This window comes from Ignavibacteriota bacterium, assembly GCA_016212665.1.
Lineage (GTDB): Bacteria > Bacteroidota > Ignavibacteria > UBA10030 > SZUA-254 > FW602-bin19.
Genome location: JACREZ010000041.1, coordinates 16,768 through 34,933, shown reverse-complemented (window position 1 = coordinate 34,933; position 18,166 = coordinate 16,768). Strand labels below are relative to the sequence as shown.

The 18,166-nt window shown below is 45.3% G+C and carries 15 protein-coding genes; 4 read left to right on the top strand and 11 right to left on the bottom strand.

Features of this window, described 5'->3' with window-relative positions:
• The first annotated feature begins 252 nt into the window (after nucleotides 1–252).
• Entirely contained in the window at nucleotides 253–3,114 is a 2,862-nt protein-coding gene (locus tag HY960_14915; GenBank protein MBI5217044.1) for a DUF748 domain-containing protein, read from the top strand.
• Nucleotides 3,115–3,603: 489 nt separating this feature from the next.
• Nucleotides 3,604–3,831 carry a hypothetical protein gene (locus HY960_14910; GenBank protein MBI5217043.1) on the top strand — a complete coding sequence of 76 codons (228 nt, stop codon included), beginning with the start codon at nucleotides 3,604–3,606 and terminating at the stop codon, nucleotides 3,829–3,831.
• A 142-nt stretch (nucleotides 3,832–3,973) separates the two neighbouring features.
• Here HY960_14910 and HY960_14905 read toward each other — a convergent pair whose 3' ends face one another.
• Genes HY960_14905 through HY960_14885 form a run of 5 tightly spaced genes read right to left on the bottom strand, consistent with a single transcriptional unit; the run spans nucleotide 3,974 to nucleotide 10,737 of the window.
• On the bottom strand, nucleotides 3,974–5,152 hold the full coding sequence (locus HY960_14905; GenBank protein ID MBI5217042.1) for a hypothetical protein: 1,179 nt from the start codon (nucleotides 5,150–5,152) through the stop codon (nucleotides 3,974–3,976).
• Nucleotides 5,153–5,198: 46 nt separating this feature from the next.
• The gene (locus HY960_14900; protein ID MBI5217041.1) at nucleotides 5,199–5,819 is read right to left on the bottom strand and encodes a cytochrome c; all 621 of its coding nucleotides are present in this window, start codon (nucleotides 5,817–5,819) and stop codon (nucleotides 5,199–5,201) included.
• A 17-nt stretch (nucleotides 5,820–5,836) separates the two neighbouring features.
• Nucleotides 5,837–6,397 (bottom strand): DUF3341 domain-containing protein, encoded by a 561-nt coding sequence (locus HY960_14895; GenBank protein MBI5217040.1) that lies wholly within the window; start codon nucleotides 6,395–6,397, stop codon nucleotides 5,837–5,839.
• Nucleotides 6,390–7,757: a polysulfide reductase NrfD gene (gene nrfD, locus HY960_14890; protein MBI5217039.1), complete on the bottom strand. Its 1,368-nt coding sequence runs from the start codon at nucleotides 7,755–7,757 to the stop codon at nucleotides 6,390–6,392. The genes HY960_14895 and nrfD overlap by 8 nt, the downstream gene beginning before the upstream one ends.
• The gene (locus HY960_14885) at nucleotides 7,750–10,737 is read right to left on the bottom strand and encodes a 4Fe-4S dicluster domain-containing protein (GenBank protein ID MBI5217038.1); all 2,988 of its coding nucleotides are present in this window, start codon (nucleotides 10,735–10,737) and stop codon (nucleotides 7,750–7,752) included. The genes nrfD and HY960_14885 overlap by 8 nt, the downstream gene beginning before the upstream one ends.
• A gap of 143 nt (nucleotides 10,738–10,880) precedes the next feature.
• On the opposite strand from HY960_14885, the gene HY960_14880 reads away from it, so the two are divergent.
• A complete protein-coding gene (locus HY960_14880) occupies nucleotides 10,881–11,174 on the top strand; it encodes a hypothetical protein (GenBank protein MBI5217037.1) in 294 nt (97 codons plus the stop codon).
• Nucleotides 11,161–11,526, top strand: coding sequence for a hypothetical protein (locus tag HY960_14875; protein ID MBI5217036.1), 366 nt, complete (start codon nucleotides 11,161–11,163; stop codon nucleotides 11,524–11,526). The genes HY960_14880 and HY960_14875 overlap by 14 nt, the downstream gene beginning before the upstream one ends.
• Before the next feature lie 28 nt (nucleotides 11,527–11,554).
• Here HY960_14875 and HY960_14870 read toward each other — a convergent pair whose 3' ends face one another.
• From HY960_14870 to narH, 6 genes are read right to left on the bottom strand one after another with little or no spacing between them, the layout of a single operon-like run.
• Nucleotides 11,555–12,211 carry a hypothetical protein gene (locus HY960_14870; protein MBI5217035.1) on the bottom strand — a complete coding sequence of 219 codons (657 nt, stop codon included), beginning with the start codon at nucleotides 12,209–12,211 and terminating at the stop codon, nucleotides 11,555–11,557.
• Nucleotides 12,212–12,221: 10 nt separating this feature from the next.
• Nucleotides 12,222–13,565 carry an MFS transporter gene (locus HY960_14865; protein MBI5217034.1) on the bottom strand — a complete coding sequence of 448 codons (1,344 nt, stop codon included), beginning with the start codon at nucleotides 13,563–13,565 and terminating at the stop codon, nucleotides 12,222–12,224.
• Between the two features lie 16 nt (nucleotides 13,566–13,581).
• The gene (locus HY960_14860; GenBank protein MBI5217033.1) at nucleotides 13,582–15,276 is read right to left on the bottom strand and encodes an MFS transporter; all 1,695 of its coding nucleotides are present in this window, start codon (nucleotides 15,274–15,276) and stop codon (nucleotides 13,582–13,584) included.
• A 38-nt stretch (nucleotides 15,277–15,314) separates the two neighbouring features.
• Entirely contained in the window at nucleotides 15,315–16,025 is a 711-nt protein-coding gene (gene narI / locus HY960_14855) for a respiratory nitrate reductase subunit gamma (GenBank protein MBI5217032.1), read from the bottom strand.
• Complete coding sequence (locus HY960_14850) at nucleotides 16,018–16,578, bottom strand: molecular chaperone TorD family protein (GenBank protein ID MBI5217031.1); 561 nt, start codon at nucleotides 16,576–16,578, stop codon at nucleotides 16,018–16,020. The genes narI and HY960_14850 overlap by 8 nt, the downstream gene beginning before the upstream one ends.
• Nucleotides 16,578–18,068 (bottom strand): nitrate reductase subunit beta, encoded by a 1,491-nt coding sequence (gene narH / locus HY960_14845; GenBank protein MBI5217030.1) that lies wholly within the window; start codon nucleotides 18,066–18,068, stop codon nucleotides 16,578–16,580. Before narH ends, HY960_14850 begins: the two co-directional genes overlap by 1 nt.
• Nucleotides 18,069–18,166: the final 98 nt, after the last annotated feature.

Here is an 18,166-nt window from a genome sequence, read left to right as displayed (position 1 = left end):
CAATCGTTCTTGTTCGTTGTGAGTCATAATCAGAATTCCGTTCATGTGAATGTTCCTTCATTGGTGCAAATTCTCCAATGTCGGAAATACTGACATTTCTAAAGTGGCGAAACCCTGACATTTCTAAAGTGCTATTACACATCTTTTTTTTGCAGGCATTTAAGTTTTCTCTTCCCCACTTTTTTCTTACCTTTCCACTCGTGTGGAATATCCTCAATTCAATTCTAATGTTTTTCATTCAGCAGTCACAGCATGAAACTGTTTACAAGTAAACGCGTCAAAATTCTTCTTATCACTTTTGCAATTCTCACTTCGCTTTTTGCAATCGTCGGGTTCTTTGTTCTTCCGGGATATATCAAACCGAAATTGATTGATACTGTTTCCAACTACACAGGTCGGCAAGTGCATGTCCGAGAACTTCGCATCAATCCTTTTGCGCTTTCTCTTACATTGACTGATTTCGGTCTTGCCGATAAACAATCGAACAAATTTTTGGGTGCGCATGAACTGTATGTCAACATCGAACTCAAATCCTTCTTTACCGGAACATACACCTTTTCGGAAATCAGCATTGATAGTCCGTATGTCCTGTTCAAAATATTTCCCGACAGCACAACGACGTTTACCAATCTTACTCCTGCCGAACCGGCGCAACCTGAACAGAAAGAATCAACTCCACTTGTCATCGAGAAATTCAGCATTCGTCGCGGCAGTACAGTGTTTGAAGACCAGACACGCCCGACTCCGTTCTCCGCTCGGTTTGATTCGTTGAGTTTTTCTTTGACTGATTTTACCACGCGCCCGCAGGAAAACGGATTGTATTCATTCGATGCGCAAACCGAACAGGGAGAACATCTTTCATGGAAAGGAACGGTGACAACTGTTCCGCCCCGTTCCTCCGGTTCGTTCAACTTGTCCGGTGTAAAGGCGCGTCGGATATGGGAGTTCATGCAACATCGCTTTCTTTTTGAAATTACCGACGGAGTACTCGCGATAAAGGGCAACTACGATTTTTCTTTCGAGAACGAGAAACCGGAATTTCGCATCAACAAGAGCGAAGCAATTGCAAGCGCGTTGACAATCATCGAAAAGGATACGCGAGATAGTATTGCCTCGGTTCCCAATGTCGGACTGAGCGGATTTGAATTTGATTTTCAAAAGCAAAGCGTCCGTATCGGTAGCATTATTGCAGATTCTGCATTGCTGTTCACCCGGCGGGATTCGGAAAACAACTTCAGCATCAAAACGGTACTCAAACCAATTCCCGACAAATCACAGCAAGAGAGTTCTGTGTGGGATTTTCGTTTAGACAAAACCGAGTTGCGCAACTCTACCTGTTTTGTGTTTGACCAAAACACAACTCCCGCAACAACAATTTTACTCTCACCGCTCCAACTGACAATGGAAAATTTTCACATGGATTCGAATGAACCATCGAAGTTGACTATTGCCACCGGAATAAATAAGGCGGGAACAATCAGAGTGAAAGGGACGATGATTCCGTTACCGATTTCCTCCGACTTTGAATTGAATTTTTCCAACGTTGGCCTGCAACCGTTTCAATTATTTGTAGATAAGTTTGCACACCTTACTATCGAATCGGGAAGCCTTTCGCTTGATGGAAACTTCACTTACAAAGAGAAAGGAAGCGACGCAGATAAAACATTTCGTGGCTCTGTAGCAGTTGATTCGTTCAGAGCGACTGACCAGAAACTTCAGGAAGATTTTCTCCGATGGAGCCGGCTTGAATTGAACAGCATTGACTTTCAGAGTAATACAAATTCATTCACCATTGATGAAATCATTTTGACAAGACCATATCTCCGGGCAATTATTGATTCAAGCCGAAAGACAAACTTCCATTACATAATGGCGATGGGAAGCGATAGTGCAATGCACGATACGAGCAAGCCCAAGAATCAGATGAAAACAAAAATCGGAGGAATAACAATTGCCGACGGCTCAATGAATTTTACCGACCTCTCGCTCACTCCAAATTTTGCAACCGGAATTCATGAACTCAACGGAACCATCACAGAATTGAGTTCGGAACAACTCACACATGCAACCGTTGACATCAAAGGAAAAGTTGACCAATACGCTCCTGTCAACATCAAAGGAGAAATCAACCCGCTCAGTGAGGATGTTTATACCGATATTATCATGCAATTTCAAAATATTGAGTTGACGACTTTCACTCCTTACTCCGGGAAATTTGCAGGATATAAAATTGACAAAGGAAAGTTGTCGCTCGACCTCCGGTACAAACTCAACAAAAATTATTTGCAGGGCGAAAATCGTGTCGTTGTTGACCAACTCACACTCGGCGAAGAAGTCGAAGGACCGGATGTAACAGGAATGCCTGTGAAATTGGCAATTGCCTTGCTCAAAGACCGTCACGGAGTGATTGACCTTGATTTACCTGTCGAAGGAAATCTCAACGACCCGGAATTCAGTATTTTCCCGATCATCATAAAAGTGCTGGTGAATACCGTAACGAAAGCAGTGATGGCGCCGTTTGCATTCATCGGAAGTTTGTTTGGCGGCGGTGAAGATTTGAGTTACGTTCAATTTCAGCCCGGTTCAGATTCACTCGAAGCAGAACAGGTTTCGAAACTTTCTACTGTCGCAAAGGCGCTCTCCGAACGACCGGAACTCCGGCTCGATATACGCGGACTATATTCAGACTCGCTTGATAAAAAAGCGATGGTGATTCGAGCATTACAAAGACAACTACGCACCAACAAAGACGTGACAGGAAAAGAACGGCTTTCGGAGACGGAACAACTTCGCGTGCTTGAACTTTACCGAACAACATTCGGTATCAGCGCCGATAGTTTGATTCCGAAAAAAGATGCAGTCGGCAACGAACTTCAACCTCAGGAACGCCAGCAGAAATTGGCAGAGTCTGCGTTACACCGACTTCTTGCTTCCGTTCAAATTTCGAACGAAGAACTTCGCGCTCTTGCAATCAAACGGTCAACGGAAATTAAAAATCGTCTTGTCGCATTCGGAAATGTAACCGAATCAAATATCTTTTTGCTTGATGCTCAATCTGACGCAGAAATAGTTGACGGGAAAATTCAAATAACGCTTGCGTTGGATGCAAAATAACCCCATATTCCTTCGCTTGCATGAACTGAACTAAATCTATATTTTCACTCAGAAAACGAATCTAATACAGTTTGCATTACAAGCACGGTTATTAAACAATGCTGAGAAACATATTCCAAAGCATTACCGGGAATTTGGGTTCCCGAACAGAGAACATTTTCCCGTGACGAAATCATTCGACAAATTCGATCTGTCATCACTTAAACCACAAGAGTTTTTCAACATTCAACATTTCTTGAAGATTCATTAATATTTTTGATGGAAAAGCATTGGTGATTCTTAGCAAAAGAGACCATGCAATCAAAACAATGTTTACTGTTACAGAAAAAAAATATGTAGAAAGAAAAACTGATAGAAAGTATTGGAAAGAACTCAGACTGAAAGAATTTAACTTTGAGTAACCTTCAAATACAAAACCTTGTCAAAGAATATTTGTAATATCTTCAGTGGTTGTTGGAAAAAGAAATAACCGCCGAGGAATTGGATTACATGTTTCATTTACGCGACCGTATTGAGGAAGCAAAGATGAGTTTAGGGGATTTGGACAGCGTATTACAAATGAACGCAAGGGAAATTCTCAAACACAAATCTATTTTTGAACAGCCGATGACAGAGAATTGGTGGTGGAACCTGAAAACATGGCAACGACTTGCAAAACAGTCCGGTTCGTTTTCAAAAATCAGGAAACCTCTGCGTAAAGACTTTGCTTATACTTAATAATTCTTCTGAACTGGGAGAATAAGGAACTGAAGAAACTCACTGACACGACGTACCGATACGAGCAGTCACCTGTGTTTCTGGAAAAAAAATAATTCTACACATTTTTCAGACCTCCCTCCAACAAGAATATACTTGCCGATTACGTATGCGGCAAACTCTCCACCAACATCGGGTCTTTGACCGGAATGAGATTATGTTTCGCAAGTGATTTGAACGTAAGATAAAAGAATCCGGCAATCGCCGCAAGAAATGGACCGAGTTCCCAGACGTTCAATACCGGCGCATCGGGCATGAACGGAGGAAGAATCATCCAGAACAAATCAATCCAGTGACCAATCATGACGATGATGCAAACGCGAAGAAGAAATCCTTCGCGCATCTTCGTCCATGCGGGAAGAAGCGCTATAAACGGAATCACCCAGTTGAACACAACATTGATGATGGTAAAAATGAGCCAACTCCCTTTTTCGCGATTTACCATGTAGGTTACTTCCTCGGGAATGTTGGAATACCAGATAAGCATGTACTGACTGAACCAGATGTACATCCAGAAGGTGCTGAACGCGAAGATGAGTTTACCGAGTGAATGAAGATGTTGTTCGGTGAGAAGATGCTCGAACGGTCCCATCCGCTTGAGAAGGAGAACAATAAGCGTAATGACTGCAAGTCCGTTCAGGAACGAGCCACAAAAATTGTAGATGCCGAAAATTGTGCTGTACCAGTGCGGCTCGAGAGACATAATCCAATCCATACTCGCGAGCGTAAACGTCAACCCGAACACCACAAGAAATATTGCCGATGCGGTCTTGCTTCGCTTCGTGTATTTGATTTCTCCGTTCTCGTCTTGTTTGCGCGAAAGTTTGACAATTGTGAATGCAAATCCAATCCAAAGTGCAATATAAATGACTGTCCGAATCACAAAGAACGGAACATTCAACCAAGCAGTTTTTTCTCTGAGAATGTGGTCGCCTGCAACAACATCGGTATGACTCCATTCGTAGAGAGAATGAATTCCCAGCATCGTCAATAACATAACAATCCCCGAAGCAGGGAGAATCGCTGTCATGGATTCCGGAACACGTCGGATTGCTGTTGCCCATCCTGCATTCGAAACATATAACAACGCCATAAACACAACCGCCGCAACACCGATTCCGAGGACATAATAATTCGCGAGAAGCAAACTCGCCCACGTCCGTTGCGGAACAAACACAATTCCAACCACCGTCACCACCGAGCCGATGATGGTCAGCAACAGCAAGTTCTTCATCAATTGCGGTGATGGAGTAAATCGTTTGATATGAATATTTGATATCATGGTATCGTTAAATGGTGATTCGGTTATTGGTTAATTTGTGTCGGCTTCACTTTGTCACCGTCGCTCCCACGCCCTCTACTCCCTTGTTCAAAGTAGTAGAAGCAGTATCCTTCATTTGTTGAAACGTTTTCTTCTGCAACGAACGGACATACGAGACGACTCTCCACCTATCCATCCGCTGAACCTGTGCAATAAGTGACGGCATATTATTCTGTCCGTACGTGACGATGTGATACATTTGTCCGTCTTTCATATTCATCGCTTTTTCGGCAAACAGAGAAGGCGGCGGCGGAAATCCTTTCTTCACAACATTGCCATCACCCAAGCCACCCGCGCCATGACAAGGCGAGCAAATGTTTGCAAATACGGTCGCACCCCGCTCTATTTCTTTTTCAAGTGTATTGGCAACCGGGTTCGTTAGTTCTTCCCCGGCACGCTTTGCATCTTCGGGGGTTGCCTTGTAATGAATCGGAAAATATTCGTGTGCGGTAGTTCCTTCGACCGGCGACTGTAGTGTTTTTCCATCTGCAAAATGATTGTTCTCGGCTTGGGCATCATATGGTACAGATTCGACCATACCGGGAATAAATTCCTGATTGCGTTGTGTGTAATCCCGCTTCAAAAACCAAATCGAAACGACAACCACAACAAGCATGACGAGTAACACCATATTGAGCATTGCTCTCATGATTGAAACGCCTCCTTCACATTCAACAATCCGCCGGAAGTTTCAATCCGCTCTTCCATCTCTACAAGATGGAACGGCTGAAACATGTCTCGTATCTTTCGGATATCGAACGCGGCGTCTGTTTGTTCAAGCACAAGCACAAAACGATTATCAGTTGCGCCGGAAAAATTCACTTTGGGTTTCTTCCCCGGTTGTAATTTACTGATGATGAGGAATGTCAACACTGTTCCTACCCCGGCAAAGAGCACCATAATTTCAAACGTCACCGGAACAAACGCAGGCACCGACTTGAACGGCTTGCCTCCGACGTTCAACGCCCAACTCGAAGCAGAAGTCCAGATTTGAAATCCTAACTTAGCCACCGCACCTGTCAATCCAAGCGCAAAACAAACAAATGGCAATTTTGATTTCTTCAAACCCTGCGCGGCATCAAGTCCGTGAACAGCGTACGGAGTGAACACATCAACAATCTTGTAGCCGTTCTCCCGCGCGGCATTCGTCGCACCGAGAATGTCGTGTTCGTGTTCAAATACAGATACTAATAATCTCTTACTCATGCTTGGAGACCTTTCCATATCCAAGAACTGCCTTCACCTCTCCAATAGAAATCATCGGAAGCAATCTTGCAAACAACAGGAAGAGTGTGAAGAACAAACCGAAACTGCCGATGAACGTGGCTACTTCAATCGAAGTCGGAGAGTAACTTGCCCAACTTGCAGGAAGATAATCGCGAGTCAGTGAAGTCATAATGATGACAAACCGTTCGAACCACATTCCGACATTGATGAAAATGACGATGAAGAAAACGAAAACGAGATTCGTTCTGATTTTTTTTGACCAGAGAAGTTGCGGCACAAACACATTGCAACTGAACATCATCCAGTATGCCCAAGCATACGGACCAAACGCGCGATTGATGAACGTGAACCGCTCGTACTCGTTGCCGGAATACCACGCTGTAAAAAATTCCGTCATATACGCCATGCCGACAATACCGGCAGTTGCGATGATAATCTTACACATCGCTTCAACGTGGTGCAATGTAATGTATTCTTCAAGATGCATCACTTTTCTGACAATCAACATTAGAGTCAACACCATTGCGAAGCCGGAAAAAACCGCGCCTGCAACGAAGTATGGCGGAAAGATTGTCGCGTGCCATCCGGGAATTACTGACGTTGCAAAATCCCAACTGACAATTGTGTGAACTGAAACAACGAGTGGCGTTGCCAATCCTGCAAGAAGCAAATAGACAGTTTCATAATGCCTCCATGTTTTGTTCGAACCGTTCCAACCGAGACTGAAAAAACCATAGAGTTTCTTTTTAATGTTTGAAACTGTTCTGTCGCGAAGCGTCGCCAAATCAGGAATCAATCCAACATACCAGAATACAAGAGAGATAGTAAAGTACGCGCTGATGGCGAACATATCCCACACAAGCGGGGAACGGAAATTCACCCACAACGGACCGCGCATGTTCGGGTACGGAATCACCCAGAATGCCAGCCACGGTCTGCCCATGTGAATAATCGGAAAGATGCCCGCGCACATCACGGCAAAAATCGTCATCGCTTCTGCAGAACGGTTCACCGAGGTTCTCCATTTTTGTCTGAACAAAAAGAGAATTGCACTGATGAGTGTGCCTGCGTGACCGATACCAATCCAGAAAACAAAGTTCGTGATGTCAAACGCCCAGCCGACCGTGTTGTTCAATCCCCACGTTCCGATGCCGGTGAATAATTGATAGATAACCGCGGTTGCGCCAAGAACAAACATCGAGAATGAAACAAGAAATGCAATCCACCATGGAAGCGACGGTTTTCTGTCGAGCGGATTCGCGATGTCGCTTGTTACATCAGCATACGATTTGTTGCCGAGAATAAGCGGCTTGCGGAGAATTGAAAATACTTCAGACATGCGCCGATTCTCCTTCCTCACGATTGTGAACAAGCGTCATATATCCGACAGACGGGCGGACGCCGATTTCTTCCAATACACCATAGTGCCGGGGATTATTCATTTGTTTGACAAGTTCACTCTTCGGGTCGTTCATATCTCCAAATACAATTGCTTTTGCCGGACACGATTGAGCACAGGCAGGCAGAATTTCTCCGTCACGCACTGCGCGTCTTTCTTTCTTTGCCTGAATTTTCGCTTCCTGAATTCGTTGAACACAGAGCGAACATTTTTCCATGATGCCGCGCTCACGCACGCCGATGTCGGGATTCAACACCAACTTCTGCATCGAATCGCCATGCTCATAATCAAACCAGTTGAAGCGGCGAACTTTGTACGGACAGTTGTTCGAGCAGTAGCGTGTACCGACACATCTGTTATAGACTTGTTGATTGAGTCCTTCATCGCTGTGAACGGTCGCAAGCACAGGGCAAACCGTTTCGCACGGTGCGTTGCCGCAATGCTGACACATCATCGGTTGATGTTGAACAGCGATGTCACCGCCCGGTGATTCATCATAATACCGGTCAATGCGAATCCATGTCATCTCACGGTTGCGGAACACTTCATCCTTGCCGACAAGCGGAATATTATTTTCCGCCTGACAACTGACAACGCACGCAGAACAACCGGTACATTTGCTCAGGTCAATTGCCATTCCCCAATGATGACCTGTATATTTGTGGTCTTCGCTCGTCCACATCGTCGTGAGTTCATGTTCTTTGAAACTGCCTGCTTTGGGATTCTTCACAAAGGCAGCAAACGTAGTTTCCTGAATAATTGGTCGTCGTTCTCCATGACCGGGATCGAGATGTTTCGGAACGTGGAGTGAGTGATGTTCCTGCGTGCAGGCAAGCGTGTGTTTCTTTCCCGTCTTTGAAATATTTACCGCTTGCGTATCATACGAAAGCGAGCCGTTTTCCAATTTGATAAACGGAGCGACATTCTTTCCTACCAATTCACCTGCTTCAACGGTCGGCTTCGCTTCAAACCATTGCGGACCAATCTTCGTAAATCTCTCTGTCCCTTTGCGTCCATAACCAAGCGCAATTGCAATCACCGAATCATGTTGACCCGGTTGAATATGCGCCGGCAGTTCAACCGATTTTCCTTCAACATCAATTCGTACAACATCGGCTTCGGCGATTCCAAGATTGTTTGCCATCGCCGGAGATACTGTTGCATAATTATCCCAAACAATTTTCGTGACCGGGTCGGGAAGTTCCTGCAACCACGGATTGTGAGCATGTCGTCCATCCAACATCGCCGCCTTCGGATAGAGAACAAGATTATAGTTCGAGTCGCTGACTCGACTTGTCGGGACGGCGTCCCGACCTACATTATTTTCATTGAAAACTAAACTCTTCTGTGCAGGAACTTCAATCTTCACAAAACCATCGTACACCGTCTTATCCCAAAACAACTGAAAACCGGAAACTGAAGACTGTAAACCGTAAACAGATTTTTCCCATTCTACTTTGATGAGTTCGAGCGAAGATTTCTTCTCGCCCAACCACGCCGAAATACTTTCTGCAAACGTTCGCGTATCTCCGAATGGTTTGATAACAGGTTGCGTCATCGTAAATGTTCCGGCAACCGGTTCTCCATCAATCCATGATTCGAGCGCGTGTGGTTCAGGACAAACGAACTGTGAAGAACTTTCTGTCTCGTCCGATTGATTCGCGAAACTCACAGAGAGTTCCAACTTCTTCATCCACTCGCCGAACTGTGAACCGACAGGCAAATCATACACAGGATTCACTCCTTGTATGAACAAAGCCGCCACCTGTCCGCTCTTCATTTCATCAAGTAACGTTTGTAACTCGCTGTCGTTCCCCTGCTTTTGGTTTGATGGATGTTCAATGTCAACCGTCGTTCCGTAATTTCCAAGCAGATGGTTGATGGTATTGATGTGCATTTGTGATTGAACATCGTTCACACCGGCAACGACCAAACTTTTTCCTCGTGCGTTCCAAAGTTTTTCTGCAAGTTGTTTGATGAAAGAATCTGTTTCACCGATGGAAGTTGATGGAATCGAAGTTATTCCTGCTTTCTCTGCAAGCAATGATGCTACTTGTTGAATTGCTTTCCTGATTCCATTCGGAGAAAGCCGAACACGCTTATCGGCGTTGCTTCCGGTCAGAGAAACTCTCGACTCGAACTGAACATGATACGAACATCGTGGTTGTTTCTCATTTAACATTCTTCCTGCCTGATACGCGGCGGTAAACTCAACCGGGGAAATCCACGTTCCGAGAAAATCCGCATCGAAACTGACGATGGCCTCTGCTTGGTCGAACTTGAAATGAGGCAGCAACCGGGCACCGTGCGTCTTTTCATGTGCATCTAAAATTGCAGAACAGGAAAGCGCATCGTATTGAACATGCTTCGCCGTTGGATATTGTTCAAGAATTTTTTTGATGAGCGATTTCGTCGTCGGACTCGTGATTGTTCCGGTGAGAAACCGAATCGCTCCGGCTTTTTCTTTTACTGACTGAAGTTTCTCGATGATAACCCGGTCAACTTCCTCCCATGTCGCTTGTTGTCCGTTCTTCATCGGATGCTGAGTGCGTTGAGAATCATACAACGAAAGAAGATGCGCCTGCCCGACCGCACACAATCCGCCATTCGAAACAGGATGAGACGTAATGCCTTCCATTTTTATCGGTCGCCCGTCACGGTTCTTTGCCATCACGCCGCAACCGGCGCTGCAACCGCCGCACGTCGTCGCATACCACGTCGAAACGCCGGGCGTTACTTCTTCAGGTTTGACAACAAACGGAATGGCTTTCTCAACTTTTCCGGGCTTGCATCCGGCAACAAGCGCTCCGCCGAATGAAAATCCGGCAATCTTCAAAAAGTCGCGACGATTTACTCCGCGTAACGGCGGCGCTTCGTCTGCTGACCTGTCGAGTAATATGTTATCGTATTGTTCTTGCATTCTCGATTTAGTTATTTTGTTAATTAGTGATTCGTGATTTGTGCCTTTTAATGATTGCATAGTCGAATAATTACTATTCACGATTCACTACACACTAATTGATATTCTACTCAGTCCTTATTATATTCTTCCGGTGATATTCTATGTCTAATCAATTACTAAATACAGTTGCACAATCTTTTTCGTTGAGTTCGGATGCTTTAGTCGAACAAGGATTGAAAGCATTTTTGCTTGACCAACTTGCATTGCTCAACTCCGAATTTCAATCTCTTCTCGCGCAGCATCGGGTTCATTCCTTTGAAGAATTTGATAAACTACTGATTGCACATCCTGAACGCGAGTCGGCTTTGTTGTCTGATTTTCAACATGCTGATTTTTTGAGTTCTCGTATTTCCGACATCAAACATTGGCTCAACCAATTGAATGGCAATCACTGATTTAATTGAGTTGTCAGTTATTGCCACAACTGAATTTCCCGAAATCATTCGAGTTGTTTCCATCAAAGAACACAAACTTCGAGTAGTTCTGATTGATGAGTCATACATTGACTTTTGGTGGTCCGAACAAGTAAACGGACGCTATGCTCATCATTGGGAGCGGCGACATGTTGATGGTTCAATCTATCGCTATGATAACGCACCACATTCTCCGTGGAAACATTTACGTTCATTTCCTCATCACTTCCATTTCAAATCCGATACGGATGTTCGTGAAAGCGATTTGAATTTGGCTCCGGTTGAAAGCGTTCGACAATTCTTAACGTTCACTTCCACTATCATATTGAAATAACTACTCACCACTGACAATTCACTACTCACTAATAATGACACGCGCTACAATCAGTTGATGCGTGTACAGACTTTCCATTGATACCGTTTGCATTTGCATCGCGGTGGCAGTTCACGCACCAACCCATGGACAAATCGGAAACCTGACGAACTCGTTCCATCGTTTCAACTGCACCATGGCATTTCTGACAATCAACTCCTGCGCTTACGTGGACGCTGTGATTGAAATAAACAAAGTCGGGCAAGTTGTGAACTTTCTTCCAGACAACCGGTGAGGTAGATTTTGTAGAATCCGGTTTTGCTTCATCGGTTAACGCCATCGCGTTGTAAATCTTTCTGATTTCGGAAGAGACAACAAGATTCGGTTTTCGTTTCTCTTTATCCGCCAAATCGTTTTCGGCTTTGACATCAACCCAGGGAGCGCTAACAAACTTGTGACAATTCATGCAAACATTTGTCGAAGGAATACCTGCATGCTTTCCCTGCTCAGCCGCAGTATGGCAATGCAAGCACGCAATCCCAAGTTCTCCTGCGTGCAAACGATGCGAATATGCTATCGGTTGCACCGGTTCGTAGCCCTGATGATTTCCCGGCATCATATAATTGTTCGCGTACGAACCGAGAAAAATTACCATGCTCATCAGCAATGCTACAAAAAGTATTATTGTCAAAACACGACCGCTCATCGAAAGTTCCTTAACTCGGTTTCTCGCATCCTTTGCGGTTATAATACCACCAGTTTATCCACGTGGCGAACACGAGGAACACAATCAATCCCCAATAAAAATTTGTAGCAACACCGGTCGCCCCGATAATCGCGCCGATGACCGACGAAAAGATGAACGGTCCGTACGCCGCAATGGCTGACGTCCATCCAATCACACCTGCCGCTTGCCGCGGGTTGTGCGAGAAAATAATCGGGTATTGTCGAAACGTTGCTGCGTTTCCGATTCCCGCGAAGAAAAACATTCCGAGCATGATGGTAACAAACATCGGAAATTGTTCGACACCTGTCGGAGCGACGAGTCCCAGCGTTATCATCAAAATTGAACCGAGAATGAGCCCGATGCCGGTGATGGTAGTGAGAATTCCACCGCCTGTTTTATCTGAGACAAACCCGAAAATAACACGGCTTGCTGAGCCAATAAGCGGTCCATAAAACGCATACTTCAAAGGTTCGGGGGCGTCAGGAAAGTTTCCGTACAAACTTTTTATCATCATCGGGAACGCGGCGGAAAGACCGGAAAAAGTTCCAAAGGTCATCATGTATGTAATAGTGCAGAACCATGTATGCTTGTTCTTAAAAATATCAAGTTGTTCTTTGAATGACGCTTTGATTGGAACACTTCGGAGGAACCACCAGCAAACAACCGTCATAATAAGCAGCAACGGAATGTACCAGAACGCCGCGCTCTGAAGAAATATTTCTGATGTTCCGAGAACCTCTTTCGTTTTAGGATTGACTTTTGTGAAGACTTCCGCCGCGCCGTAGGTTGCTATACCAAGCATTACCGGTGTCATAAATTGCGCGAGCGACACACCGAAGTTTCCAATACCTGCCTGAATTCCAAGCGCGGTTCCTTTCAACCGTTTCGGGAAAAATAAATTTGTGCTCGGCATGTACGAGGAAAAATCTCCACCGCCGAATCCCGCCGTTATTGCAAGAACCATGAATACCCAGTACGGCGTAGATGGATCCATCACAGCAAGACCAATTCCGACACAAGGAATTAATTTTATCAACGTAGCGATTGTGATGACATGTCTCGTTCCGTAAATCGGGAGGAGAAATGTGTGAATGATACGAAGCGTTCCTCCGGCAAGACCGGGCATCGCTGCAAGCCAGAAGAGTTGTTGTGTATCAAACTTAAATCCGATGCCGGGAAGTTTTGTTACAATTGCGCTCACCATAAACCACGTTGCAAAGGAAAGCGTCAGCGTGATTGTGGTAATCCACAACGTTCTCCACGCTATCTTTTTTCCTTCCGATTCCCAGAGTTTAGTATCTTCGGGGTCCCAACGTTCTAACCATGTTGCCATACTGTTTCTTTCTATGTTATCGTACTATTCTGAGAATCGGGCAGGAAGCTTTTTTGAACACATCGTACGTTCTGCTGCCCATTAATAAACTCCCCATCGGCGACATGTTGTGACTTGCAAGGATAATCATTTCTGCTTTCCGTTCATTCGCCGCCTCGACAATTTCCTGAGCAACATCGCCGTGACGGATTTCCATTTCAATATTCGGAACATTCATCGCCTGTAACCGTTGTGATTCTTTTTCCAGGATTTTCTTTCCTTCGTTCACCCAGTTATCGCGAATTTGGTCCCACTCCTTTGAGTTTGTGAGAATTGTTTCCGAGCCGTGCCATCTGTTTTCAACATATAATAAAACAAGTTTGGCTCCCGAAACTTTGCAAAGATTGCCTGCAACCTGTGTTGCCTTTTCTGCAAGTTGAGAATTTCCGACAGGATAAATTAATGTTTTCAGAAACTTTGTGCCACTCGTTCCATCCGCCGCGACACCGACTACTTCCGTCGGCGGTTTTGTTCTTGCTTTTCCTCCTTTATCAACCCACGTCTTAGTCCATTTGCGTTGAGCAACGCGCATGACGATAAATGCAATCAGCGCTATAGAACTGAATGCGACAAATCCCCAGATAAATGTTCCGGAATATTGTTTTGAAAGTCCCATCGCGTTGGGAAGAAAACTTCCACCGAGCGCACCGATTTCTCCAATCATACTTCCGGCAACCGCCGTAGTGGTGGGCCATCGCAACGGTACGAGTTGGAACAACGCTCCGTTTCCGGCGCCCAACATCGCGAAACAAATCATAAAGAAAATTGTTGTTGCCCAGACATTTGATTGAAATCCGGTTATTACCATCATAAAAATAACAATACCGATAACGTGTGTCAGGGTTGTAATCCCGCCCATTCTGTCTGCGATGTGTCCGCCGAGAACCCTGATGCCGCTTCCCATCAGCGCGGCAAACATTGTCAACTGTCCTGCTTCAACTTTCGTCACGCCGAATTGGTCATGAAAATATGTCGGAAGAAAATTACTTAGTCCGATAAATCCACCGAACGTAACAATGTACACGAGATTGAACACCCAACCATCTTTATCCCACAAACACTTCACATGTTCTTTCAATGTTTGATGTTCTCGGTCCGGCGGTTCTTTTGCAAAAATAATCATCACGATAATCGGGAAAAGCATGAACAACGCACCGAATCCATAGACCGTCTGCCAGCCATACGCAGTTGCAAGCGGAGGAGCCAACAACACGGCAAGAACGGTACCGCTGTTTCCCGCTCCGGCAATTCCCATCGCCAACCCTTTGTACTTGGGAGGAAACCATCCCGAACCAAGCGAAAGAGCAACTCCGAAACTCGCTCCGGCAATACCGAGCAAAACGCCCATGATGAGAACATCGTTGTACGTTTCCACCATAAAGTAGCCGTACAGCATGGCAAAAAATATCATGCTCATTTCAACCAGCGCGGCATTTTTTCTTCCGATGTATTGCGCAAGAACACCGAGAGGAAATCGCATCACTGCGCCAGCGATAATCGGAACGGAAATCATGAATCCTTTTTCTGCGGGAGATAAATTGAATTGCTCACTGATGAACGGCGCCATTGCACCGTTCAACACCCAGATGGCAAAACAAAAATCAAAATACAGGAACGCCGAGAAGAGCGTCGGCGGATGTCCTGACTTCAAAAATTCTTTAATTTTTACCATTGTCTTTTTGTTAGAAAGTTACCAAACGAAAAAAATAATCAACGGAGTTGTCTCGCTTCAACCCATTTTCCGTACCAACGCACAACCTGCGGCTTGCGCCAGAGATACGGATTCGGAACAACGAGCGCGTGTACTAATCGCGTGAACGGAAAGAACGCAATCATCACGTATGCACCGATGATGTGAAGTTTTACCATCCATGGCATCGCGGTGATAAAAGAAATATCCGGATTCAACATCAACAACGACCAAAGGTACGGTGCAGCTGTTGCAGCAAACCATGATGAGCCCCAACTATGAAAAATTGCTGTGTACAATCCCGTCACAACCTGATAAATAAAAATGCCAAAGAGAACCCAATCTGCTGCGCTTGTTACCATTTTCATTTTCGGAACGGAATGTCTTCGTACAACAACACTGATGAGTCCAACCAACGTCAGCAATCCGAAAATGAACGCTGAAATTTCCAGTACATACAAGCGAAGCGGAACGCTGTTCCACCACAACACTTCCCGCGGAATCAGGAACCCGACGAAGTGACCGGTGAGAACGAAGATAATTCCGTAATGAAACGGAACGAGTCCCCAGAAATGATGTTGATTCTCAAGAAACTGAGAAGACAAACTTGAAAACGTAAATGATTCGCGAATGTATCTTCTGATGGAAACAAGAAGAAACAACGCGAATGCCAGATACGGCAGGACGATAAAGAGAACTTGGTCAAGAAAAAACGGACTTGAACTACTCATGGGCTACAACTTCCGGTTGATACTTCGATGTGTTGAACTGATGTTGTTGTTCGAGAAAACTTTTTATTGCATGAAGCAAGTGGACGTACGGATTATCCGTCTCGCCAAACGCCTCGACGATTTTTTCAATTGATGGAGAAATATACTTCACTGCAAACGCGTCGGCTTCTTCTTTTTTCATTCTGCCGAGCGCAAGAAGAATGTGCGTAAGATGGTCGGGCAATTCGGATGATTCTTCGACGGCATGTTCACGCAATACCGAACGCATCATAACGAGAAACTCTCCACGTTCATATTGCTCGCCATACAAATGCCAACCGATTTCCAGATTTGCAATCGGGTTGATATCGAACGTGCGCGTGTAGAGTTCTTCCAATTCTTCAACAGTCAATCCTTCTACACCTTTCTTGAACTTGTCGAGGTGATGTGAGATATGTGATGTGAGATGTAAATTATCTATCTCAAGTCCAATATCCCATATCCCATATCGCATATCGTTAGGATACGAGAGCATCCTCGCGAACCAATCGTACATCTGAACACGCTCGTTCATTAGAGTCCTCGCTCCGGCGCTTGCACGAATCCGAAGCCGGTTTCGCTTCTGTGTTCGTGCGGTTCTTTCATCATTTCGATTGCTTCTTCGCGGTGCATCGGCGGAATGACAAACCTGTCATCGAATGTGCAAAGCGAAGTGAGTTTGTAAATTCCTTCGGCTTCTTCAACGCTACATTCTGCTTCGTGCAAAATTTTCTCAGCAGTTTTCATATCAATATCACCGACGGTTACTGTACGGCGATACATGCGAACTGCTTTCTGTTTCTTCAGAGCATAGACAACTTTTGCCTGATGTCCCGCGCCAAAGATGTTTGCAAGAAATTCAAGAGGCACGCGTGATTGTTCGATATCGTGGAAGAAATTATCCGAAACACTATGCACGGTGTCCTCGTTCTGACTTGCCATCACGGGCGACATCGGAGGAACATAGAACAACATCGGCAACGTGCGGAATTCGATGTGCGGCGGAAGAGCAATCTTCCACTCTTTTACAAATTTATAGACCGGAGATTTCTGTGCGAACTCAATTACTGATTCATGAATTCCATTTCGCAACGCGGCATCAATTACTGCCGGGTCGTTCGGGTTGAGTATGAGCGAGCGTTGTCCCTCAACCAATTGGTCATCGGGAAGTTTTGCAACTTCTTCGAGTCGGTCAGCATCATACAAAAGAACTCCGAGGTAACGAATACGACCAACACAGGAATGGAAACATGCAGGTGCCTGACCGGTTTCGAGTCGCGGGAAACAGAGAATGCATTTCTCCGATTTTCCTGTTGACCAGTTGTAAAATGTTTTCTTGTACGGACATGCGGCGATGCACGAACGCCAGCCGCGACATCGTTTTTGGTCAATCAATACAATGCCATCCTCGCCCCGTTTGTAGAGCGCACCCGAAGGACACGCCGCTACGCAACCGGGATTCAAACAGTGATTGCAAATTCTTGGAAAGTAAAAAAAGACAAGTCGTTCGATGGCAAACAATTGTTGACGTTGTTCTTCAGTCAGACCTTTCAGGTTCGGGTCGTTCTCTGCGTACACAGGAGAACCGCCGAGGTCATCGTCCCAATTCGGTCCCGCTTCGACATTCATGTACTCGCCGGTCACCATAGAAATCGGGCGAGCAGTCGGTTGGTCAGAACCTTCCGGCGCGTTGAACAAGTCAGAATACTTGTATGTCCACGGCTCATAGTAATCATCCATACTCGGCTGAGACGGGTTGTGGAAAATTTCCGTAATCACCCGCGACTTGCTTGTTGATTTCAATCGCAACCGAGTTCCGTCCTTTTCCCAACCGCCTCGGTACTTTTCCTGATTTTCCCATTGCGTCGGATAACCGGTTCCCGGTTTCGTTTCGACATTGTTCCACCACATATACTCTGCGCCGCGCCTGTCCGTCCAGATATTCTTACATGCGATACTGCACGTATGACAGCCGATGCACTTGTCTAAGTGAAACACCATTGATACTTGAGAGCGTACGTTCATAAAGTTTCTCGTTTTAGAATTCGTGATTGGTGAGTCGTGAGTGGTGAGTTGTGAGTTGCTATGACTCCATAACTCCAACACTCCATAACTCCTGATGA